The organism is Saccharothrix sp. AJ9571 (assembly GCF_021725495.1).
Lineage (GTDB): Bacteria > Actinomycetota > Actinomycetes > Mycobacteriales > Pseudonocardiaceae > Amycolatopsis > Amycolatopsis magusensis.
Map to the genome: position 1 here is coordinate 3,934,232 of NZ_CP091382.1, position 20,212 is coordinate 3,954,443.

Annotated in this window: 22 protein-coding genes; 15 read left to right on the plus strand and 7 right to left on the minus strand. The window is 70.3% G+C overall.

Features of this window, described 5'->3' with window-relative positions; translation table 11 throughout:
- Positions 1–110 precede the first annotated feature (110 nt).
- Positions 111–1,814, minus strand: a complete 1,704-nt coding sequence (locus L3Q67_RS17900; RefSeq protein WP_499190565.1) for a right-handed parallel beta-helix repeat-containing protein — start codon at positions 1,812–1,814, stop codon at positions 111–113.
- A gap of 34 nt (positions 1,815–1,848) precedes the next feature.
- Between L3Q67_RS17900 and L3Q67_RS17905 the strand changes: the two genes are divergently transcribed.
- The 4 genes from L3Q67_RS17905 (at position 1,849) to L3Q67_RS17920 (ending at position 5,875) form a co-directional block, all read left to right on the plus strand.
- On the plus strand, positions 1,849–2,664 hold the full coding sequence (locus L3Q67_RS17905) for a TetR/AcrR family transcriptional regulator (RefSeq protein WP_499190566.1): 816 nt from the start codon (positions 1,849–1,851) through the stop codon (positions 2,662–2,664).
- Positions 2,665–2,853: 189 nt separating this feature from the next.
- On the plus strand, positions 2,854–3,297 hold the full coding sequence (locus L3Q67_RS17910) for a hypothetical protein (RefSeq protein WP_499190567.1): 444 nt from the start codon (positions 2,854–2,856) through the stop codon (positions 3,295–3,297).
- Positions 3,294–4,499, plus strand: a complete 1,206-nt coding sequence (locus L3Q67_RS17915) for an ATP-binding protein (RefSeq protein WP_499190568.1) — start codon at positions 3,294–3,296, stop codon at positions 4,497–4,499. The genes L3Q67_RS17910 and L3Q67_RS17915 overlap by 4 nt, the downstream gene beginning before the upstream one ends.
- Complete coding sequence (locus tag L3Q67_RS17920; protein ID WP_499190569.1) at positions 4,496–5,875, plus strand: tetratricopeptide repeat protein; 1,380 nt, start codon at positions 4,496–4,498, stop codon at positions 5,873–5,875. The genes L3Q67_RS17915 and L3Q67_RS17920 overlap by 4 nt, the downstream gene beginning before the upstream one ends.
- Positions 5,876–5,892: 17 nt before the next feature.
- Here L3Q67_RS17920 and L3Q67_RS17925 read toward each other — a convergent pair whose 3' ends face one another.
- Positions 5,893–7,041: a sensor histidine kinase gene (locus L3Q67_RS17925; protein ID WP_499190570.1), complete on the minus strand. Its 1,149-nt coding sequence runs from the start codon at positions 7,039–7,041 to the stop codon at positions 5,893–5,895.
- An 86-nt stretch (positions 7,042–7,127) separates the two neighbouring features.
- On the opposite strand from L3Q67_RS17925, the gene L3Q67_RS17930 reads away from it, so the two are divergent.
- Positions 7,128–8,615, plus strand: coding sequence for a DUF1349 domain-containing protein (locus L3Q67_RS17930; RefSeq protein WP_499190571.1), 1,488 nt, complete (start codon positions 7,128–7,130; stop codon positions 8,613–8,615).
- Positions 8,616–8,624: 9 nt separating this feature from the next.
- On the opposite strand, the gene L3Q67_RS17935 is transcribed toward L3Q67_RS17930, so the two are convergent.
- Together L3Q67_RS17935 and L3Q67_RS17940 are read right to left on the minus strand one after the other, a co-directional pair.
- Complete coding sequence (locus L3Q67_RS17935; RefSeq protein WP_499190572.1) at positions 8,625–9,101, minus strand: DUF488 domain-containing protein; 477 nt, start codon at positions 9,099–9,101, stop codon at positions 8,625–8,627.
- A 44-nt stretch (positions 9,102–9,145) separates the two neighbouring features.
- Positions 9,146–9,484 (minus strand): YybH family protein, encoded by a 339-nt coding sequence (locus tag L3Q67_RS17940; protein ID WP_499191564.1) that lies wholly within the window; start codon positions 9,482–9,484, stop codon positions 9,146–9,148.
- Between the two features lie 77 nt (positions 9,485–9,561).
- Between L3Q67_RS17940 and L3Q67_RS17945 the strand changes: the two genes are divergently transcribed.
- The 9 genes from L3Q67_RS17945 to L3Q67_RS17985 all read left to right on the plus strand — a co-directional run bounded on the left by L3Q67_RS17945 (position 9,562) and on the right by L3Q67_RS17985 (position 16,726).
- A complete protein-coding gene (locus L3Q67_RS17945; protein WP_499190573.1) occupies positions 9,562–10,554 on the plus strand; it encodes a helix-turn-helix transcriptional regulator in 993 nt (330 codons plus the stop codon).
- A gap of 117 nt (positions 10,555–10,671) precedes the next feature.
- Positions 10,672–11,331, plus strand: a complete 660-nt coding sequence (locus L3Q67_RS17950; protein ID WP_499190574.1) for a lytic polysaccharide monooxygenase auxiliary activity family 9 protein — start codon at positions 10,672–10,674, stop codon at positions 11,329–11,331.
- Positions 11,332–11,630: 299 nt separating this feature from the next.
- Entirely contained in the window at positions 11,631–12,857 is a 1,227-nt protein-coding gene (locus L3Q67_RS17955; RefSeq protein WP_499190575.1) for a cytochrome P450, read from the plus strand.
- Positions 12,858–13,300: 443 nt separating this feature from the next.
- Positions 13,301–13,633 (plus strand): hypothetical protein, encoded by a 333-nt coding sequence (locus L3Q67_RS17960; RefSeq protein WP_499190576.1) that lies wholly within the window; start codon positions 13,301–13,303, stop codon positions 13,631–13,633.
- Positions 13,634–13,754: 121 nt separating this feature from the next.
- Entirely contained in the window at positions 13,755–14,084 is a 330-nt protein-coding gene (locus L3Q67_RS17965; protein ID WP_499190577.1) for a hypothetical protein, read from the plus strand.
- 318 nt (positions 14,085–14,402) lie between these two features.
- Entirely contained in the window at positions 14,403–14,948 is a 546-nt protein-coding gene (locus tag L3Q67_RS17970) for a hypothetical protein (protein WP_499190578.1), read from the plus strand.
- 49 nt (positions 14,949–14,997) lie between these two features.
- A complete protein-coding gene (locus L3Q67_RS17975) occupies positions 14,998–15,573 on the plus strand; it encodes a hypothetical protein (RefSeq protein ID WP_499190579.1) in 576 nt (191 codons plus the stop codon).
- Between the two features lie 59 nt (positions 15,574–15,632).
- On the plus strand, positions 15,633–16,073 hold the full coding sequence (locus tag L3Q67_RS17980; protein ID WP_499190580.1) for an SRPBCC family protein: 441 nt from the start codon (positions 15,633–15,635) through the stop codon (positions 16,071–16,073).
- Between the two features lie 95 nt (positions 16,074–16,168).
- Positions 16,169–16,726, plus strand: a complete 558-nt coding sequence (locus L3Q67_RS17985) for a zinc metalloprotease (RefSeq protein ID WP_499190581.1) — start codon at positions 16,169–16,171, stop codon at positions 16,724–16,726.
- 71 nt (positions 16,727–16,797) lie between these two features.
- On the opposite strand, the gene L3Q67_RS17990 is transcribed toward L3Q67_RS17985, so the two are convergent.
- Both L3Q67_RS17990 and L3Q67_RS17995 read right to left on the minus strand, forming a co-directional pair.
- Complete coding sequence (locus tag L3Q67_RS17990; RefSeq protein ID WP_499190582.1) at positions 16,798–17,259, minus strand: VOC family protein; 462 nt, start codon at positions 17,257–17,259, stop codon at positions 16,798–16,800.
- The gene (locus L3Q67_RS17995; RefSeq protein WP_499190583.1) at positions 17,256–17,831 is read right to left on the minus strand and encodes a DinB family protein; all 576 of its coding nucleotides are present in this window, start codon (positions 17,829–17,831) and stop codon (positions 17,256–17,258) included. The genes L3Q67_RS17990 and L3Q67_RS17995 overlap by 4 nt, the downstream gene beginning before the upstream one ends.
- Before the next feature lie 14 nt (positions 17,832–17,845).
- Between L3Q67_RS17995 and L3Q67_RS18000 the strand changes: the two genes are divergently transcribed.
- Positions 17,846–18,883 carry a helix-turn-helix transcriptional regulator gene (locus L3Q67_RS18000; protein ID WP_499190584.1) on the plus strand — a complete coding sequence of 346 codons (1,038 nt, stop codon included), beginning with the start codon at positions 17,846–17,848 and terminating at the stop codon, positions 18,881–18,883.
- Here L3Q67_RS18000 and L3Q67_RS18005 read toward each other — a convergent pair.
- Positions 18,869–20,038, minus strand: coding sequence for an NAD(P)/FAD-dependent oxidoreductase (locus L3Q67_RS18005; RefSeq protein WP_499190585.1), 1,170 nt, complete (start codon positions 20,036–20,038; stop codon positions 18,869–18,871). The two genes, L3Q67_RS18000 and L3Q67_RS18005, sit on opposite strands and share 15 nt — an antisense overlap.
- Positions 20,039–20,212 lie beyond the last annotated feature (174 nt).

The window sequence follows — 20,212 nt, forward strand, 5'->3', positions numbered from 1 at the left end:
CCCAACGGGGAACCGGCCGTTCGGTGTCACTGACGGCCCACGCCCCGCCCGGAGGGCTTCGCCGCTCTCCGGGACCCGCGACCCGTGGAAGGGTCGCGGGCCGGGGGCGGTCAGCGTCGGCGAGGTCCGGCTTGCGCGCGTGCCTCGGCGGCGTCCAGGTCGGCCGCGTCGGTCAGGGTCGCGTTGTCCTCGTAGGTGACCGAATCCGGGACGGCGTCGCTGCCGACCGGGTCGGCGTCCCACACGTTGCCGCGGTAGACCACGTTGTCCAGTGGCGGGTGGACGTACAGCACGGCGGTGTTGTCGGCGCGCCGCACCACGTTGTCCGCCACCGTCACCCACGCCGCGCCGTAGTCGGTGTAGAGGGCGAAGTTGTACGGGGTGCGGGTGTCGGTGACGACGTTGCCGCGCACCACCGCCCCGTCCTCGTGCGATTCGCCCTGCGGCCCGGACACGTAGATGCCGCCGCCGTCGGCCAGCACGCCCATCGTGCCGGTGACGTGGTTGTGCAGGATGCGCGTGCCCTTCGCCGGGCCGCCCACGATGCCGCAGTGCGGGACGTCGTCCACGCGGTTGTGCGCGACCGTGCAGTCCACCGTGGTGAGGAGGGCGATGCCGGGCGAGCCCGAGTGGTCGAGCCCGACGCGGTGGATCTCGTTGTCCTCGACCACCGCCCGGTCGGTGCCGGTCAGGGTGATGGCGCCGGCGGCGAGGGTGTCGAACCCGCACCCGCGCACCACGGTGTCCGCGCCACCGGTGACGCCGAGCGCGGTCGAGCCCAGGCGGGTGAAGCGGCAGCCCTCGAACCGGATGCCGGTGGTGTCGACCAGGGACGCGCACGCCGGGATGGTCTCCGGCTCGCCGGTGACGGTCAGCCAGGACTGGCCCTCCACGACGACCACGGTGTCGATCCGGCCGCCGTCGTGGAAGCCGCTGCCGTGGTAGTGCAGGAAGCCTCGGTCGCCGGTCGGGCGCAGCCAGGTGGTGTCGGCGAAGATCAGGCCGCGGAAGGAGATGCCGCCGGCCCCCGTCGCCACCAGCAGGGTGTCCTGTTCCGCAGCGACAACCCGGGTGGTGGCGGGGTCCTCGCCGGTGCGCGGGAGGTAGTGCAGGACGTGCTCGCCGGGCCGGGAGCGGTCCAGGGCGAACGTGCCCGGTTCGGTGAGGAAGGACGGGTCGTTCTCCACGCGGGTCGGCAGGCCGGGGCCGGAGGAGGTCTGGCCTTCCCAGGAGGAGTTGTAGAGCTGCCGGGCCCAGGAGAAGGCGGGCTGCTTCATGGTGATCGTGCCGTCCGCGACCGACTCGACCGCGAGCCGGGCCTCGGTCCACGGGTAGACGCCCCGGTGGACGAACTCGACGCCCGCTCGCCAGTCGAGGCGAGCATCCGTGACGTAACCAGACTCGTTTTCACTCACTTCGCCCGGGATCCCGTCGATGGCGGCCCGCTCGACGCGCCGACCGTCGACGGTGAGGTGACGGGTGTCGAGCGTGCCGACGTCCACGACCCAGGCGCCGTCACCGCCCACCCGCCAGCCGGTGATCACCCGTCCGCCGCCGATCACCACCTCGTCCTGCGCGGGTGTGCCGAACCCGTTGGCCTGGTAGGTGATCCGGCTGCCTTCCCGCGCGGAGTCCTCCTCGGTGAACTCCCACGGCCCGGGGTAGGTGCCCGCCCGCACGTGGACGACCACGTCGCCCGCCGCCTCCCGGGCCGCCCTCCGCGCCCGGTCGATCGTGGCGAAGGGCCGTTCCGGCGTGCCGGGGGCGTCGTCGTCGCCGTCGAGAGCCAGGTGAACTTCGGTTGTGTATGCCATAAACGTATTTATACTATAAACAAGGAGGTAGTGGGTGACGCAGGACAACGAGCGGGTCGAACTGCTGTGGCGCGACGAGGGCGCGCGGCCGGGGTTGAGCCCGGACCGGGTGGTGGCCGCCGCGGTGGAGGTCGCCGACGCGGAGGGCCTGGCGGGCTTGTCCATGCGCAAGGTCGCCGAGCACCTGGGCTTCACCACGATGTCGCTGTACCGGCACGTGCCCAGCCGGGAGCACCTGGTCGACCTCATGCGCGATGCCGTCCTGGACACGCCCGCGCCCGACGACACCGGCGCAGCGTGGCGCGAGCGCCTGGAGGCGGCCGTCCGGCACGGCTGGGAGCTGCGCAAACGCCACCCGTGGCTGGCCGAGGAGCGCAACACGCGGCCCCTCCCTGGGCCGAACGCGCTGGCGCACTACGAGCACCTGCTGAGCATCCTGGCGAGCACTCCCCTGCCGCCGGCGGAGGTCGTGGCGGTGGCGGGCCTGCTCGGCCGCTTCCTCGACGCCGAGGCACTGGCGCTGGTCGAGGCGGCGCGCGCCGAGCGGGACAGCGGGGTGAGCGACGAGGAGTTCTGGGGCGCGCGCGACGGGCTCTGGTCGCGGATGAGCCGCTACCCGACCCTCACCGCGCTGTGGGAGACGGGCGGTTTCGAGCAGTCGGACCCGTTCGAGTTCGGTCTGGCGCTCCTGCTCGACGGCGTCGAGTTGCGCATCGCGCAGCGTGAGGGAATGCGTGACGAAACCTGCGCGATGTGCGGCAAGCCGATCGAGCAACCCGCTTCGGGCCGTCCCCGCGCCTACTGCTCGCGAAGTTGCCAACAACGCGCCTACCGCAGCCGGAAGCGCTGACCCCACCGGCATCACGCCGGCGCGGTCAGCCTTTCTGTTCCGCGTGTCTTGTGGAGGCGGCGCTGTGGCATTGGCGTGGTGGCTGTGGGGGTCACGGGACGGTGACATGTTCGATCACTTGTTCGTCGTGATCGACGCGGGATGCTTGTCTCTGGGGTGAAACCGGACGCAGAGACGAGAGAGAACCGCATGACCAGAGACAACGACCCCGGGGTGGTCGCCGAGTTGGATCGCCTGGATGAGGCGGTCAAGGCCGCGCCGGCGGGGGACACGGCGGCGCAGATCGCGCTGTGGCGGCAGGTGACCGGGTTGGAGCACTGGTTCTTCATCGCTCGGGGCGCGGCCGACCGGCCCCGGCCCTACGCGGCGGCCTCCGGGCAGGGGCCGATGATCTGCCTCTACAGCAGCGCCGCGCGGGCCAGCGAAGCCGCCCGCGGCCTGGGGCTGGTTGATGCGGAGGGCGGCGCGGCGCGGTTGTTCGGTGTGCCGATGCCGACCGCGATCGACTACGTCGCTTCGTTCGGCGAGGCCGGCGTCGTCGGGGTGGTGCTGGACCACCCGCGGATCGGGCACCACATCCCGCTGGCGAACCTGGGACTGCTCAAGGGCTGGATCGAAGGGGCCGCACGGTGAACGAGGACAGCTTCGTCGAGGTGATCGCGCGCGAGGTGGAGGCCGACCCCAGCAACCTGGCGCTGCGCGAGGACTTCGTCACGCTGCTGCTGGAGCAGGACCCGGACCGCGCCGCCGTAGAGCTGGAGGCGTTCGAGGTCTTCGGCGGTGCTCCGGCGCGGATCCGCATGCTGCGCGCCCGGCTGATGGCGGCGCGGATGCGGGCCTCGAACGTGCCGCCTCCCGCCGAGCCCGCGGCCGGGACGGCACGGCCGAACCCGGTTCCGGCCCCGGCCGACGAGGACCGTCAGGACAACAGCGCCGCTGGTTCAGCGTCGCTGTGGGACGCCGAGCGTCCGGCGGTGACGCTGGCCGACGTCGCGGGTCTCGCCGAGGTCAAGCAGCACCTGGACACCGCGTTCCTCGCGCCGCTGCGCAATCCCGAGCTGGCGGCGGCGTTCGGGCAGAAGCCGGGCGGGTCGCTGCTGATGTACGGCCCACCCGGGTGCGGCAAGACGTTCATCGCCAGGGCGATCGCCGGTGATCTCGGCGCGTCCTTCCTCCACGTGACCCTCGCGGACCTGCTCAGCAAGTGGATCGGGGAGAGCGAGAAGGCGATCCGGAGCGTGTTCCGCCATGCCCGCGCGGCCGCGCCGTGCGTGATCTTCTTCGACGAGTTCGACGCGCTGGGCGGACGGCGCACCTCCGGTGGGGGCGGGTCGCAGTCGATGCGGATGCTCGTCACCCAGCTGCTGGAGGAACTCGACGGCGTGGACAGCGTGAACGACGGGGTCTACTTCCTGGCCGCGACGAACCGGCCGTGGGACATCGACTCCGCGCTGCGCCGGCCGGGCCGGATCGACAAGACGGTGCTGGTGCTGCCACCGGACGCGGTCGCCCGTGCGGCGATCGTGCGGGGCGCGCTGGAGGGCAAACCGGCCGACGACGTCGATGCCGTGGCCGTCTCGACGGCGACCGAGGGGTTCTCCGGTGCCGACCTCAGCCACCTGACGACCACCGTGCTGCAGCAGGCGATGGTCGAGTCGATGAGCCGGGGTGAGCTGGTGCCGGTCACCACCGGCGCGCTGCTGGCCGCGGTCGGCGGCATCACCCCGTCCACGGCGTCCTGGTTCAACCAGGTGGCGCCGGTGCTGGAGTTCGGCGTCGACGACGGCACCTTCGACCAGCTCCGGGCGTACCGGGCGCAGCGAGGAATGCGATGAGCGACTTCGGCCGCACGGCCTTCGACGACAGGGCCGCCGTGGAGCGGAACCTGGACCTGGCCTGGGAGCTTTTCGGCGCGCAGCCGACGCATCCCCAGGTCGCCGAGCTGGCGATGCAGGTGCTCGCGGTCCAGCCGGAGCGAAGCAGCGTGTCGCTGTTGCTCGGCAATCACCGTGAGGTCTGTGGCGACGCCGACGAGGCGCGGCGTCTCTACCTCCGGGTGGCCGGTCGCCGCGACAACCAGTTCATCAACGCGGCTCGCGCCCTGCGGCACCTGGCGTTCGCGGAAAACGACCATGCCGAGGCGCTGCGGTGGGCGCACACCGTGCTGGCCGAGGAACAGGAGGACTGGGACGACTGGATCGAGTTGGGGTCCGCCCAGGCACTCTGCGGGGAGCACGAGGACGGGTGGCGCCAGATCGACGAGGCGGTGGCACTGTGCTCCCGCACGGCGCCGGACGATCTACCCCAGGCGCTCGGGAAACGCGCGGTGTACCTGCTGGGCAGCTTCGCCCCAGCCGACCGGTTCGTCCCCGCGGCCGAGGAGGCCATGCGGGCCGACGCGGCGAACTCGTGGGTCGCCCTGCTGCTCGGCTGGTCCTACCTGGTGCAGTACCGGTTCGACGACGCCGAGCAACTCGGTCTGCGACTGCTGCGCGAGCACCCGACCGAAGAGCAGATGCAGTACCTGGTGACGACGACCCGGACGATCCAACAGGTCGTCGAGAAGGCGCACACCCAGGACTTCGGCTTGGAGGACATCCGCCGCACCGGGGTGATCGAAGTGGCGTGGCGGCAACTCCGAGACCGGCTGCTCGGCATCGACCTGGCTTCCGCGCTGGCGGCGCTGGACGAGGTGCTGCCCGCCGAGCTGCGCGCCACCCTGCGCCCCGCGGCTTCGATCGCCGATGAGCCCGAGGCCGAAAAGGTCGGCTCCATGGCCGCGGAGGAGCTGGTGGCCTGGCACGACGGCCAGCAGCCCGGCTCCGGCGCCGCCTGGGGGCTGGCCGAGCCGTTCCGCCTGCTGTCCGCGGCCGAGATCATCGCCATGAGCGCCGAGATCGAGGCCGACCCGGCCGCGCACCCGGGCTGGCCGGAGGACGAGATCTGGGAACAGGTGATGACCGACGACGCCGGGGCGCACCTGGTCGTCGTCGCGTTCGGGGTGCTGGCCAAGCGCCGGCCGGGACACCCCGACGAGCCCGTCGCCGCGTCGATGGCCGACTGGATCTGGGACCGGGTGGCCGACTTCGGTGGGCAGGACCCGCGACCAGCACCCCGCAAGACCGAGGAGCCCCCGGCCGACCCGCCCACGGTTCCCGGCAACGGCTCGGCTTGCAGTGGGAGAGCGGGAAATTCGCCCGCATCTTCGTGACTCGCCTCTGAGGAGGCTCATGCCGCTTCCGGCTCCTGGGCGGCCGGAAGTGTGCATGACACGCGCAGGCCACCCTCGGGGCGGGCGTGGAGGGTGAGCCCGCCGCCGTGGGCGGTGGCGATGGCGGCCACAATGGACAGACCGAGGCCGGAGGAGCCGGTGCGTTCGCCGCCGAGTCGTTCGAAGGGTCGCGCCAGCCGGTCGACCTCCTGCTGGTCGAACACCCGGCCGCCGGTTTCGACGTTCAGCACGGTTTCCTGTTCGGCCGCGGTTCCGGTGATGTGGATCCACCCGCCGTTTTCGTTGTGCGTCACGGCGTTGTCGACGACGTTGTCCACCAGCCGCGCCAGTAGGGCCGGGCTGCCGTGGGTCACGGTCGCGGGCGGCACGTCCACCGTCACGGTCAGGTCCTTCTCCTGTGCGTCGGCGGATCTTTCGCGCAGTGCGGCGTCGACGAGGTCGCCGAGGTCGACCGGGGCGGCATCGGCCAGCGCGCCGTGCTGACCCCTGGCCAGCACGAGGAACCCGTCGAGCAGGTGATCGACCCGGTCCAGTTCCGTACGCAGGCGGTCCGCGAGCGCGATCGTCGAGGCGGCCGGGTCCGGCTTGGCGACCGCGACGTCCAGTGAAGCCCGCATCGTCGCCAGCGGCGTGCGCAGCTCATGGGAGGCGTTGGCGACGAAGCGGCGCTGCGCGGCGAACGACGCCTCAAGCCGTTCGAGCAGCTCGTCGATGGTGTCCGCGAGGTCCTTCACCTCGTCGGCCGGACCGGTGACGGCGAGCCGCTGATCCAGGCTGTCGGCGGAGATCCGCCGCGTGGCACCGGTGATGAGCCGCAGCGGCCGCAGGACGCGCTTGGCCAGCACCCGGCCGAGCGGCACCGAGGCGACCGCCATCACGAGCAGCGCGATCAGCGAGCCGGCCAGCAGTTGGCGGGCCTGTTGGGCGTGCACCTCGTTCAGCTGGTCCGCCAGCTCCCGGATGTGCTGCTGCGCCGCGGCGAGGCTGCCCTGGACGGGCGGATTCCCGGCCGGGGTGACGCTGTTCATACTGCCGCCGGAGAGCAGGAAGTTCAGCACGAGCAGACCGATACCGGCCAGGAGGAACCCGACGGCGTACAAAATGGTGAACCGTACTCCCACGGTCCCGCTGCGCGGCTTGATCACCCACCCAGCATGCGCTCGCCTGCCTAACAACAGCATGACAACACCGGTTCGGCCGGTGTTACCCGCCGATTCGTACAACCGACGGCATGTCGACCACCGAACTCCTCCGGCGCGAATGGACCGCGTTCCGCCGCCCGGGCCGCCTGGTCGCCCTGGCTTCCGCGGCCCTCGCCGTCATCGCGCTGGGCCTGCTGTACGCCGCCGGCGACCACTCGTCCTGCGACGGGCCCTGCCCGGCCACCCCGGTCGCCGAAGACGGCTTGATCGTCAGTGACCAGTTCTGGTTCCGGCATCGCGAACTGGGCCGCGAAGGCGCCATCACGGTCCGGCTGACCGCGATGACCGGGACGATCACCTATCCGCCGCCGGACCACGACCAGATCGTGCCCGGCCTGGTGCCGTGGGCGAAGGCCGGGATCATCGTCAAAGACGGCACGCGGCAAGGCTCGCGGTACGCGGCGCTCATGATGACCGGCAGCCACGGCGTGCGCTTCCAGCACGATTACGAGCACGACGTCGCCGGAAACGCGGGCGGCGTCACGGAAAGCTCGCCGCGCTGGCTGCGGCTGACCCGCGTGGGCGACACCATCACCGGTTCCGAGTCCGCGGACGGCGAGCAGTGGCACACCGTCGCCACGGCGAAGCTCGACGGGCTGCCGGACACCGTGCGGGTCGGCCTCTTCGCCACCTCACCCGGCGACCTCACCCTCCGCGGCACCGGCCTCGGCGGCGCGATCGAAGAGGTCCGGTTCACCCAAGCCGTGGGCGTCTTCGACCACGTCGCCGTCGAGGGCGGTGCCACCGGTCCCTGGGCCGGCGAACCGGTCGGCGAGATGAACCACACCGACTGGGAAAAGCACCACCACGCCTCGGGAGCCGTGGAGGAAAACGGTGTCGTCACCGTCAGCGGCACCGGAGACATCGGGCCGCTCAACGACGAGGGCCGGCGCAGCCTGGTGAACACCCTGCTCGGCTTGGTGGTCGCGCTGATCATCTTGCTCGTCACCGCGGCCCGCTACGGCGCTCGCACGGCTCGCGAGACCACCGCCCGTCCGGTGATCGGTGCCCGTGCGGCCGTCGTCGGAGCGGCCATCTTCAGCACCGGCCTGGTCACCGTCGGCATCGTCATCCTGGTGGGCACGGCGTTCCTGCGGGCCAAGGGGACCCCGGTGCAGCCGTTGTCGGTGCTGACCGGCGGCCGGGTGATCATCGGTGTCGCGGCGGCGCTCGCGCTCTGCGCCGTCCTCGCCTACGGGCTCGGCGTATGGCTGCGCCGCGGCTGGGCAGCGGTCCTCATCGGACTGTCGCTGGTCGCTTTGCCTTACGCCGTCACGACTTTCCCGCTGCTGCCCGACGCGGTCTCCGACTGGCTGCTGCGGCTCACCCCGGCAGCCGGCTTCGCCGTCCAGCAGACGATGGTGGAGTACCCCCAGGTGACCGCGCACTACGCGCCGTCGGCCGGGTACTTCCCGCTCCCCGGGTGGGCCGGCCTCGCCCTGCTCTGCGCGTACACGGTCCTCGTCGTGTGGCTGGCCATCAGCCGTCAGCCGCCCGCGAACACCGACTGGCGATAGTGGACGGTGTCAGCGGTCTGGGCGGAGGTTCGTGACTGAAAGACCGTGGGTGGCCTGTAGGCGGGCGGCGACCAGGGAGCGGTGACAGGCTTCCGGGTCGCGTTCGACGCAGAGCAGGGCGGTGGGGTGGGCGCTCACGAGCGTGCCGAGGTCGAAGGGGTCGAGGATTTCGCGGGTGTAGCGCTCGGTGTACTCGAGCGCCAGTGCGACGCGGTTGCGTTTGCCCACGCCTTGGCGGTCGTCCTCGCGGTATTGGAGGTGACGCAGTTCGGTGGTCGGGGCCAGCGCTTTCACGTGACGGTAGGCGATGTCCGCTGCGGCGAGGGCGTGTTGGAGTCGTACGGAGTTCGCCCAGGAGTAGTCGGGGCCGCGGACGCCGCGGCGTTGGCGTAGGTCGAGCAGCAGCCTGATGCCTTCGCCGGTGAGTTTCGAAAGGAAGGTCTCGGCGGTGAAGCCGTAGACGCCGATCGTCGCGATGGGGGTCATGGCAGGTCGGTGGGCCCGGCCGGGGCCGAGCCCACCACCCTCCGCTACGGCACGAGGACCGGCTGGTCGACGGCCCACAGCCAAGACCCGTCCGGCTGGCGGCGGGCGACCTCGACGGTGATCTCCCCGGTGGTCAGCGTGGACGCGGTGAGGGCCAGATCGCCGCTCACCAGTGCCGGGTGCTGCCTGCCCGGCATGAGCACCGGCTCGGCCGCGAGGAACTGCTCGTACACCTTGCGGATCTCCGCGTGCCCGGTCGCCAGGTTGCCCGGCGGGAACGCCAGCACGGCGTCCGGTTCGTACAACGCCACCAGTCCGTCGACATCGCCCGCGTTGCCCCGCTCGATGAAGAACCTGCCCAGGTCGTTCGGCTCGGTGGCCACTGTCTTGCTCGTCATGCGGGTCAGCCTCCCAAGCAATACACGACATCCTGTGTCGTGTATTCCGGTAAAGTTTCCGTGTGCGCGCCGACCGGTTGGTATCGCTGGTGCTGCTGCTGCGCCAGCACGGCCGGTTGTCGGCGGCCGCGCTGGCCCGCGAGCTGGAGGTGTCCACGCGCACCGTGCTGAGGGACATCGAGGCGCTGTCCGCGGCGGGCGTCCCGGTCTACGCCGAACGCGGCCGCCACGGTGGTTTCGCACTGCTGCCCGGTTTCCAGACCGAACTCACCGGGCTGAGCCACGACGAAGCACTCGCCCTGCTGGTCGCCGGATCGCGCCGCGGGGCGCAGGCGTTCGGCCTCGGTTCGGCGCTCGCGTCGGCCATGCGCAAGGTGGTGGACGCGCTGCCCGAAAGTTATCGGACCACCGCGGCGGGTGCGGCCCGGCGACTGCTCATCGACCCGGAGACCGACCTCCTCGCCCGCCGGTTGGTCGCTGAGGAAGTGCCCGACACCGTCGTGGCCGAGGTCCGGCGCGCGGTGTTCGCCGGGCACAAGTTGCGCATCCACTACGCGGCCGCGGACCAGACCCCGAAGTGGCGCACAGTGGACCCGATCGGCCTGGTCACCGTGCGCGGCCAGGGCTACCTGCTGGCCAAGAGGTCCGGAGAGGACCGCACCTACCGGCTGTCCCGGATCCTGGCCGCCGAGGCACTCGCCGAACCCGCGCAGCGGCCGGACCGGGTCGACCTGGGCCGGGCCTGGCAGGAACGCAGCACGCGGTTCCGGACCGGCGGGGACCAGGTCGCCGTGCTGTTGCGGGTGCACCCGGCGCGGCGCGCGGAGCTGGTGGGCACCGCGCTGGCCGTCCTCGCCGAAGAAGCCGAAGAAGCCGGCGGCTGGCTGCGGCTGGAGGTGACCTTCCAGGACGCGAGGCACGCCGAATGGGCGTTGTGGCAGCTCGCCTCGAACGCGGAAGCCCTGAGTCCTCAGTGGTTGCGCAACTCTTTGCGCGACCGCGCCGCCGCGTTCGCCGCCCTGTTGGGAAGATCAATTTCCGAGGCGCGGAAATAGGCGCCAATCCTTTCCTGAGGTTCGTTGAACTTTCACCGGGTCCCGTATAGACTGATGCGCCCTGGGAGCGCTCCCAAATGGATCATCACCGCTCATCCGGAGAATGGAGACCCATCCATGCGTATGCGCACAAGTTCCGGGTCCGTTGCCAGACGGCGAGGCATCCTCGCAGTGATCACCGGCATGCTGGCCTGTCTGTTCATCTGGGTCCCGACGGCCTCGGCGCACGGCACCATCGTCGGTCCCGCCACCCGTGCCTACCAGTGCTGGCAGGCCTGGGGCAGTCAGCACACGAATCCGGCCATGCAGCAGCAGGACCCCATGTGCTGGCAGGCTTTCCAGGCCAACGCCGACACCATGTGGAACTGGATGAGCGCGCTGCGGGACGGGCTCGGCGGGAACTACCAGGGCGCGACCCCGGACGGTCAGCTCTGCAGCAACGCCCTCTCGCGCAACGATTCCCTGAACAACCCCGGTGCGTGGAAGACCACCAGCGTCGGCAGCAACTTCACCATGCACCTGTACGACCAGGCCAGCCACGGCGCTGACCACTTCCGGGTCTACGTCAGCAAGCAGGGGTTCAACCCCGCCACCCAGCGACTGGGCTGGGGCAACCTCGACTTCATCACGCAGACCGGGAAGTTCGCTCCGGCCAAGGACATCAAGTTCAACGTCCAGACCAGCGGCTACACGGGACACCACGTCGTGTTCACCATCTGGCAGGCTTCGCACCTGGACCAGGCCTACATGTGGTGCAGTGACGTGAACTTCGGCTAAGTGATCGGCAATGCCGGCCCGGTGCCCGTACTTCGGGCGCCGGGCCGGTTCCGCACGTCCGGAGGTCGTACCCGGACGCGACGAAACTTTCGGCGACCGGTTATGCCTCGGATTCGCTGACGTCCGCACGGAAATAGGGCAGCCATTGCCGGTTCGCCGTGCACGAGAAAGACCGCCGATGCCTTTTCGCGTCAACTGCGGAATTCCGCAGTTGTTGTCGCGCGAGGGCGGCGGGAGGATCGGCGGGTAAACACCTACCGCGGTGGCCGATCATCCACTATGCGAGGAGTTGCCCACCGATGACCGAAACCCAGGCCCTGACCGAGTTCCCCAGGGCCAGATCGGCCGAGCGCCCCTTCGAGCCGCCACCCGAGTTCACCGAAATCCGCGCGGCCGCCCCGGTTCCGCAGCTGACCTGCCCAGCAGGCATCGAGGCGAGGGTGGTCTCCCGCTACGAAGACGTGCGCACGGTGCTGGCCAACCCGGGCGCCAGCTCGCGTGGCGCGCCCTCGATGCACATGATGGAGCACCCCGACCTCGACATGGCGGTCGTGCCCGGCAGCATCCTGCGCATGCAGGGGCCGGAACACCGGCGGCTGCGCCGGTTGCTCGGCCCGGAGTTCATGCCGAAGCGGTCCGAGGCGATGCGCGGCTACGTCCGGAAGGTGGTCGACGAGCACATCGACGCACTGCTGGCCGGGCCGAAACCCGCTGATCTGGTCACGGACTTCGCCTGGCCCATTCCCGCGCTGATCGTCGGCGAGCTGCTGGGGCTGCCCGAGGAGGACCGGACGCTGTTCTACGAGCACACCGGGATCATGATGAGCGCCGCCACCGACCAGCCCACGAAGGACGCGGCCGATGGCCGGATGTGGGAGTACATGGAGACGGTGGTCGCCGCCAAGCAGGCCGACCCCGGGGACGACGTGCTGAGCAGGCTGATCCGGCGCGGCGAGGAAACGGGGCAGCCGCTCACCTTCACCGAGCTGGTGGGGATCGGTACGACGCTGCTCATCGCCGGGCACGACACGACGGCCAACTCCATTTCCATGAGCGCGCTGCTGATGATGGTGCACCGCGACCAGATGGAACCCCTGCGCACCGACCCGAAGCTGGCCGGGCCCGCGGTGGAGGAGATGCTGCGCTACCTGTCGGTCCCGCAGTTCGGCCTGCTGCGCTACGCGACCGAAGACATCCCGCTGGGCGAAAGCACCATCGAGGCGGGGGAGTGGCTGGTCGCCGCGCTGCAGTCGGGGAACCGGGACGAGCGGGAGTTCGACGACCCGGATCGGTTCGACGTGACCAGGAAGCCCCGGCCGCACCTGACCTTCGGCTTCGGTGAGCACCAGTGCCCGGGGCAGCACCTGGCCAGGACGGAACTGCAGGAGGTCTGCCTCCGCCTGCTCGAGCGGATCCCGTCGCTGCGCCTGGCGATCCCGTTCGAAGACCTCGCCTTCAAGGACGAGCACTACGCCTTCGGTGTGCAGTCGCTCCCGGTGACCTGGGACGACGACTCGTCGGCCTGAGCGGTTCGTGTCGCGGAGAAACCCCTTCGGCCCGGTGGCCGGAGGGGTTCCTGCCGTGGGGGCCGGCGGCGGGAATGGAGCGAGTTCACCATTCAGGGGGCCGCTGAAACCTTCCTGATGTCGTATGATAATAGGAGCGGGAATTGCACGGCCCTGCCGCCCGGTGAGGGGCGACAGGGCCACGGTTCTCACATCGAGGCACTCCGCGCTAGCGGAATGCCTCGGCGACTGTACTGCACCGCCTCGCTTCCGGCGCCGGAAATAAACCCCGATCCGGCGCCGCTACCCCAATGGGTGAATGCGATGGCGGTCAACGCGCTGCGCGCGGTCTCTTTGGTGGTAACGGGTTAGCCGTGGGCAATTGTGGTCGGTACGGTGCCAGCACGGAGTTCGGACAAGGCCCCCGTGTACCGATCAACTGCTCAACAATTGAGGAGATCGCTGTGCTGAAGAAACTCGGCCTCGCGTCCCTGGTCGCGGCTGCAGGTATGTTGACGCTGGGTGGTGGTGTCGCTTCGGCGGACGCCCCGGAGCACGACGACCAGGTTGGCCTGGTGAACCTGAACAACATCAACGTCCTGCACAATGTCAACGGTACTGTGGGCTTCTGCGGCAACGATGTCAACGTCCTCGGCGTGCAGGTGCCGATCCATGATGTCCTCAACGGCATCGGTGTTCCCGTGCTTTCCCCCGGCGACAACGAGGCTTCGGGTGATGACCCGTACAACTGCGCGAGCGGTGGCGTCGTCGACGGCGGATCGGTTCAGGACAACTGAACCCCCCCGCTGTGCCCGTTCACCGGAGCGGGCACCGCGGAATCAGTGACCGCTAATCGGGCGGCGGCACACAGGGCGTTTTCGCGCTCGCCGTCGCGTAAATAAATCAAGGAGTCAGTAAATGCTGAAGAAGATCGGCGCCATGGTCGGCGCCACCGCCGCCGGCGTGCTCATGTTCGGTGGCATCGCCTCGGCCGACGCCCCGGAGCACGACGACCAGGCCGGCCTGGCCAACCTGAACAACCTCGACGTGCTGCACAACGTCAATGCCGTCGCCGGTGTGTGCGACAACAACATCAACGTGCTCGGCGTGCAGGTGCCGGTGCACGACGTGGCCAACGGGATCGGCATCCCGATCCTGTCGCCGGGCGCCAACGAGGCCGAGGGCACGGACCCGTACAACTGCGCCAGTGGCGGCGTGGTCGACGGTGGCAGCGTCCAGGACAACTGATGTCCTGATCGCGGCATCCGAGAACGGGCTCCCGGCATCACGCCGGGGGCCCGTTTTCCGTGCGCGCCTAGCGCTCTGGTACTCCAGCTGTAGATAACGATCATGCTCTGTTCGCGGCTTGACGGCTGTAGTGGCTGACCCGGGAACGGGCTTGATGACGCCGCCGCCAGCAGACCCTCGAACGCTTCCTGCCTGCGGGCAGCATCTACGCTGTGACCTGCGGCCACCGCGTGATGGTTCGTCTTCACGCACAGATGATCAACGGTTGCCGAACCTGCCGCTGCCAACAGGGCGGAACGGCTCGGCGAAGGAGACGCAGTGCTGGGATTGCTGGGCTTCTACGACGAACTCGACACCCGCTCCGGCCAGCCGAACGGATCGATCCACGACGCCGTCCGGTCCGTCGGTGAGCAGGACGAGGCGGACCTGGTGGCCTACCTGGACGCCGGCCACGTCCTGATCGACGTCATGGAAGCGGGCCACGACGTCATCACCGGCAGCACCCACCGACACTCTCCGGGATGCTCGTCACTGGTGACCGACGGCACCTGGTTGTGGCGCCAGGACTTCCCGCACTACCTGGAAACCCACCACGTCTCGCTGCCCCAGACGTTCCTCGAACACGTCCGCAGCCTGAACTACCGGATGCCCACCATCGCCGTCGCACAGTTCGCTCCGCACTACGACGAAACCATGCCCCTGGTCGGTTGGGCCTCGGCCACCCCGTGGCGATCGACGGCGACCACGCTCGTACCTGAACCCCGCGCAGTGAGCAAAGCCCAGTTCGACGCGGCGATGCCGGCCCACGACCGGAACCGGCCGCAAGACAGCTGGGGCAAGCGGCGTAAGCCACGGAAGGTGTAGGAACCAGCAGCTCAAGAGCGATCTACAGCTGGGTTACCAGCCTGGGGTGGTGTTCGATTCGCCCGACTTCGATCTGGCGCCCTACGCGCGGGCCAGCATGCCGCCGTCCGCGCGGCGCACCTACTGCAGCTGGGGTGACGCGGGCTGGCGTTCGCTGCTCGTGCAGAGCTTCGACCCCGCGACCGAGGTCGCCGACCTCCCGCTGCCCGGGGTGGCCGATCTGCACCTCGTGCTCTACGTGGCCGGTGACGTGATCATGCGGACGAGCGCGGGCGGGAAGCCGGTTCGCCGCCGCTGGGTTCCCGGCGAACTGGAGCTGATGGTTCCCGGCCGGGCCGTCGTGCGCGACTACCGGACGACGTCGGCGATGCGCATGATCCAGGTCCACATTCCGTCGGCGACCGTCGCCGGGGTCGCGGCCCGGTTGGGCGGTCCACCACCGGATTTCGAAGCGCTGTCGGCGGCGATCGGCGCGGGTGATCCGGTCGTCGAACAGCTCGTCCGCGCCCTGCCCGCGGCCGGTGGCGCGGATGATTTCTACGCGGAATCCGCCAGTCCTGGCGCGCTGTCGGCGGCTTTCCTGAGCCACGTCGGCGTCCGGCCGTCGGTGTACCGCAAGACCTGACCGATTCCCGGCAATCCGGCGCATTCCCCTCGGTCCACGCGACCGTGAGGGTTGCCGGTATGCGGAAATACGACGTGACCGCGATTTCGGCGGCACCACCGGCCGCGGTGTGGCGCCTGCTCGCCGACGCCCGTACCTGGCCTGCCTGGTCGACGGTCGACGAAGTGGTCGCCGACCGTTCCAGCGGGCTCGACCCGGACGGCCGGGACCCCGTCGGCGCGATCCGGGCGTTCCGCACCGGGCGCACGGTGACCGGTGAGCGGCTGACCGGGCTCGTGGAAGAAAAGCAGCTGACCTACGAAGACGCCTTCAACTGGGCCCTCCGCGACTACCGGGCGGTCGTCGACCTGATGCCGACCACCGAGGGGGGCACGTTCATCCACTGGCACGGCACGTACTCCGCCCGCCGCGGCCTGGGCCGGCTGATGCAGGGCGTCCTGCAGCGCACCATGCAGCGGATGGCCGACGGGCTGGCCGCACACGCGGCGAAGTCACCGTGATCAGTTTGTTTTTTACCGACCATCGGCCGTAGTAGGGCACTCGCTCGCGGTGATACTCCTCGGGGGTCAGGTTCTCGACCCCCCAAGGAGAGACCATGCTGATCCGACGTTCAGCCCAGGTTTTCGCTGCCACGCTCGCGTTCTCGGTCCCGCTGTTCGCCACCCCGTCCGCGCTGGCCGAAGACGTCCGCGCGGCCGCGGTCACCATCACCTACGACGACAGCCGGGCGACCGAGTACACCGACGCCATCACCGCCGGTATCGCGGTCTGGAACGACAACCTGGACAACGTTCAGATCGACAAGGTCGAGCCCGGCGGGCAGGCCGACGTCTCGTTCGTCGCCGACCCCGGCTGGCCCCGGGCCGAGCTGGGCCCGGCCATGCCGGGTGACGACCTCACCATCTGGTTCGGCAAGGAAGCCGTGGACGACGGGTACAACCTGACCCGCATCGCCTCCCACGAATTCGGCCACAGCCTCGGCCTGCCCGACGCGAAGCCGGGGCCGTGCTCGAGCCTGATGTCCGGCAGCACCGGCGGGGTGGACTGCGACAACGCCGTCCCCAACGCCGAGGAGATCGCCGCGGTCGAGGAGAACTACGCCGGTGGGTTCGCGCCGCGGGACCGTGACGCGGCTGTCGTGGTGGTCGGCTGAGCTTCCTTCAGCGCGAGAAGCCCCGTTCCCCACGAGGGACGGGGCTTCTTGTCCTCAATGGACGGTGCGTCTCAGTCCAGGCAGAATTCGTTGCCCTCGGGGTCGGCCATCACGATGAAGCCGAGGCTGAGCGGGAGAGCGGGTTCGTGCCGCTCGAGCCGGGTGGCCCCCAGCGCGACGAGCCGCTCGCACTCCGACTCCAGCGCCGCCATCCGCTCGTCGCCCTGCAGGCCCGGCGCCGCGCGGACATCGAGGTGCACGCGGTTCTTGGCGACCTTGTCCTCCGGCACCTGCTGGAAGAACAGCCGCGGGCCGTGGCCGTCGGGGTCTTCGACGGCCGAACTGGTGTTGCGCTGGTCCTCGGGCACGCCCATCTTCTCGAGGAACTCGGCCCAGGCGGCCATCGGGTCGGCGCCTTCGGGCAGTTCGACCCCGGGCGGGGCGGGGTGGACGTAGCCCAGCGCGTCGCGCCAGAAGGTGGACAGCGCGGCGGGGTCGTGGGCGTCGAAGGTGATCTGGACGTGGCGGCTCATCGGACGGTTCCGTTCGTGTGCAGGTGGAGGTCGCGCAGCAGGCAGACCTCGGACAGGTGGTGGATCAGCTCGCGGTGGATGTGCAGCACCAGATCGGCCACGGCCAGCTCGGGATAGGGCTCCCGGTCGCCGACCGGGGTCAGCAGTTCGGCCTCGGTGAGGCCGCGGACCCCGGTCAGCCAGGTGTCCAGCTGGGTTTCGAGCTGGTCGAGCGCGGCGGCTCCGCTGCCGGCGTACTCCCAGGTTTCGTAGGACACCGCCGGTGCTCCGAAGTACGTGGCGTTGCGCGCGGCGAGCACGCCGACGATGACGTGGCCGAGCCGCCAGGCGATCGTGGTGAAGGGCGGCGGATCGGGCTCCGGGAAGGCGTAATCGATGGTGAAGTCCCCGGCCCCCACCTGCACGGGCGCCGTCGAAGTGCCGCGTGGCCGCACGCTCCAGGCGTCCGGCACGGGCGACCAGAAGTACTCGTCGTCGGTGAGGCCGTCGAGGCGGGCGCGGACCTGGCGGTTCCAGTGCCACTCCCACTGCTCGCGCAATCGCTGGTTCAAATCGAAGGGCGGTGCGTTCATGAGCACACCTTGGCATGCCTAGCGGACAGGATCGGTCCGCTATTTCTGGCAGGGTGGGTGACGTGGACGCGGATGAGCGGGGGACCACCGAGCGGGTGCTCACCCTGCTCGGGTTGCTGCAGCAGCGTCAGGTCTGGACCGGGCCCGAACTGGCGGGCCGGCTCGGCGTCACGGCACGCACGGTCCGGCGTGATGTCGAGCGGTTGCGTGCGCTCGGCTACCCGGTGCAAGCCAGCCAAGGGGTCGGTGGGGGTTACCAGCTCGGGCCGGGGCAGGACCTGCCGCCGCTGTTGTTCGACGACGAGGAGGCCATCGCCACCGCGGTGTCCTTGCTGGTCGGCGTGGGTGGCGCGGTCGCAGGCGCCGGGGACGCCGCACTCCGGGCGCTGGCCAAGCTCGACCGGGTACTGCCCGTCCGGCTGCGGCAGGAGGTGCGCGCGCTCTCGGACTCGGTCGACTCCTTCGACGGCGGCCGCGAGCCGGTCGACCCCGGCGTGCTGATGACCTTGGCCAGAGCCTGCCGCGACGAGGTGGAGGCCGGGTTCGGCTACCCGTCCCGCGGCGAGGTGCGGGAGCGGCGGGTCGAGCCCTACCGCCTGGTCGCTTCCGACCGGCGCTGGTACCTGCTCGCCTACGACCTCGATCGCGACGACTGGCGCAACTTCCGCGTCGACCGGATGACGGACGTGCTCGCGCGGACGTGGCGGTTCCGCCCGCGCGAAGCACCCGACGCGGCGACCTTCGTGCAGGAGAACGTCGCGATGCGGGTCTACCGACACCAGGCGCGTTTCCTCGTGCACGCACCCGAAGACACCGTGCGCGCCCAGATCCCGGCGAGCGCGGCCGTCGTGCGAGGACGAGGACCTTCGCGGTGCGAAGTGCTCAGCGGCGCGGGCAGTCTCGACTTCGTGCTCCTGCACATGGTGTTGCTGGGGCACGAGTTCGAGGTGCTGGACCCGCCGGAACTCAAGACGCGCTGCCGGGTACTGGCGGAACGCCTCCAGGCGGCCGGTGCGCCCACCGCACCGGCCGACGGGTCAGGCGGGCTGTGACTCGGTTCGGCCGGGCTGCGGCCGGCGGTGGGAATCCTTGGCGCGGAAGGTGTGCGCGCCCGGCTTGCGGGCTTCGCGGGCCAGTTGCCAGACGATGCCCTTGCAGATGAACTCCTTGATCATCGCGCCGGTGCGGCCGCGCAGGTGGTGCCGTTTGGCGGTGTCGTCCCGCTGGGTGAGCTGGAAGACACCGGCGCGACGGCCCAGGCTGACGCACTGGGCGGCGAAGCCGACGTGGACGGGTCCGGGCTCCTCGCCCGCGATCCGGCTCAGCACGGTTTCGGCGGCTTGCGGGCCCATCTGGACCGCGGCCTGGCAGCTCATCCGGAACGGCCGGTCCGACGGCGCCGCCGCGTCACCGGTGGCGATGATGCGCGGGTCGTCCATGCTGGTCAGCGTCTCGTCGGTGCGCAGGCGGCCGAGGGCGTCGGTGTCCAGGCCGCTGCGGGTGGCCAGGTCCGGCACGCCGAAACCGGCGGTCCAGATGGTCACCTCGCTCGGCAGTTCGCGGCCGTCGCCGAGGTGCACGGCGTCGCGCGTGACCGCGGTGACCGTCGAACCGGGGCCTTCCAGCACGGTGACGCCGAGCTTGCTCAACCGCGCGGCGACCGAGCGGCGGCCCGACGGGTGCAGGGACGGGCCGAGGACGTCACCGCAGAGCAGGGTCACCGCGCGGCCCTGTTCGGCCAGCTCGGCGGCGATTTCGATGCCGGTGAGGCCGCCGCCGACCACCGTCACCGTGGGCGTGCCGCCGAGGGCGTTGCGCAACCGCTTCGCCTCTTCCAGACTGCCGATCGGGTAGGCGAATTCGGCGGCTCCGGGCACCCGCGGGTCGGCGCTGCCGCTGCCCACCGCGTAGATCAGGTAGTCGTACGCGACCGTGCCGCCGGTCTTGAGCGTGACGCCGCGCTCGTTCGCGTCGATCCGCGTCGCCGTGTCGACCACCAGCTCGACGCGGTCGCCCAGCACGTCCCGGTAGTCGACGACCGCGTCGTCGGAGCCGCCCGCCAGCTGGTGCAGGCGGATGCGCTCGACGAAGGTCGGGCGCGGGTTGATCAGGGTCACCGTCACGTCGTCGCGCCGCGTCAGGCGGTTGGCCGCCATGACACCGGCGTACCCGCCGCCGATGACGACCACTGCGGTTTGTCCAGCCATGGTGTCTCCTCCGAAGTTCCGGGTTCGACCACTGGACGCCGTGCGGCCGGAAATTGTGACAACCGCCGATGAATTCCGGTCACCCGCGTGGTCCACCTCACGAACGAACCGGTGGAGACCTACGGCAACGGCGTGCGGCACGTGGTCGTGCTGGACCCGGACGGGAACAGCCTG

Bases quoted from the DNA above. Each gene is read 5' to 3' on its own strand.
- L3Q67_RS17900 (WP_499190565.1), bottom strand. From the start codon at position 1,814: ATGGCATACACAACCGAAGTTCACCTGGCTCTCGACGGCGACGACGAC.
- L3Q67_RS17910 (WP_499190567.1), top strand. From the start codon at position 2,854: ATGACCAGAGACAACGACCCCGGGGTGGTCGCCGAGTTGGATCGCCTG.
- L3Q67_RS17920 (WP_499190569.1), top strand. From the start codon at position 4,496: ATGAGCGACTTCGGCCGCACGGCCTTCGACGACAGGGCCGCCGTGGAG.
- L3Q67_RS17930 (WP_499190571.1), top strand. From the start codon at position 7,128: ATGTCGACCACCGAACTCCTCCGGCGCGAATGGACCGCGTTCCGCCGC.
- L3Q67_RS17935 (WP_499190572.1), bottom strand. From the start codon at position 9,101: ATGACCCCCATCGCGACGATCGGCGTCTACGGCTTCACCGCCGAGACC.
- L3Q67_RS17950 (WP_499190574.1), top strand. From the start codon at position 10,672: ATGCGTATGCGCACAAGTTCCGGGTCCGTTGCCAGACGGCGAGGCATC.
- L3Q67_RS17955 (WP_499190575.1), top strand. From the start codon at position 11,631: ATGACCGAAACCCAGGCCCTGACCGAGTTCCCCAGGGCCAGATCGGCC.
- L3Q67_RS17965 (WP_499190577.1), top strand. From the start codon at position 13,755: ATGCTGAAGAAGATCGGCGCCATGGTCGGCGCCACCGCCGCCGGCGTG.
- L3Q67_RS17980 (WP_499190580.1), top strand. From the start codon at position 15,633: ATGCGGAAATACGACGTGACCGCGATTTCGGCGGCACCACCGGCCGCG.
- L3Q67_RS17985 (WP_499190581.1), top strand. From the start codon at position 16,169: ATGCTGATCCGACGTTCAGCCCAGGTTTTCGCTGCCACGCTCGCGTTC.
- L3Q67_RS17990 (WP_499190582.1), bottom strand. From the start codon at position 17,259: ATGAGCCGCCACGTCCAGATCACCTTCGACGCCCACGACCCCGCCGCG.
- L3Q67_RS17995 (WP_499190583.1), bottom strand. From the start codon at position 17,831: ATGAACGCACCGCCCTTCGATTTGAACCAGCGATTGCGCGAGCAGTGG.
- L3Q67_RS18000 (WP_499190584.1), top strand. From the start codon at position 17,846: ATGCCTAGCGGACAGGATCGGTCCGCTATTTCTGGCAGGGTGGGTGAC.
- L3Q67_RS18005 (WP_499190585.1), bottom strand. From the start codon at position 20,038: ATGGCTGGACAAACCGCAGTGGTCGTCATCGGCGGCGGGTACGCCGGT.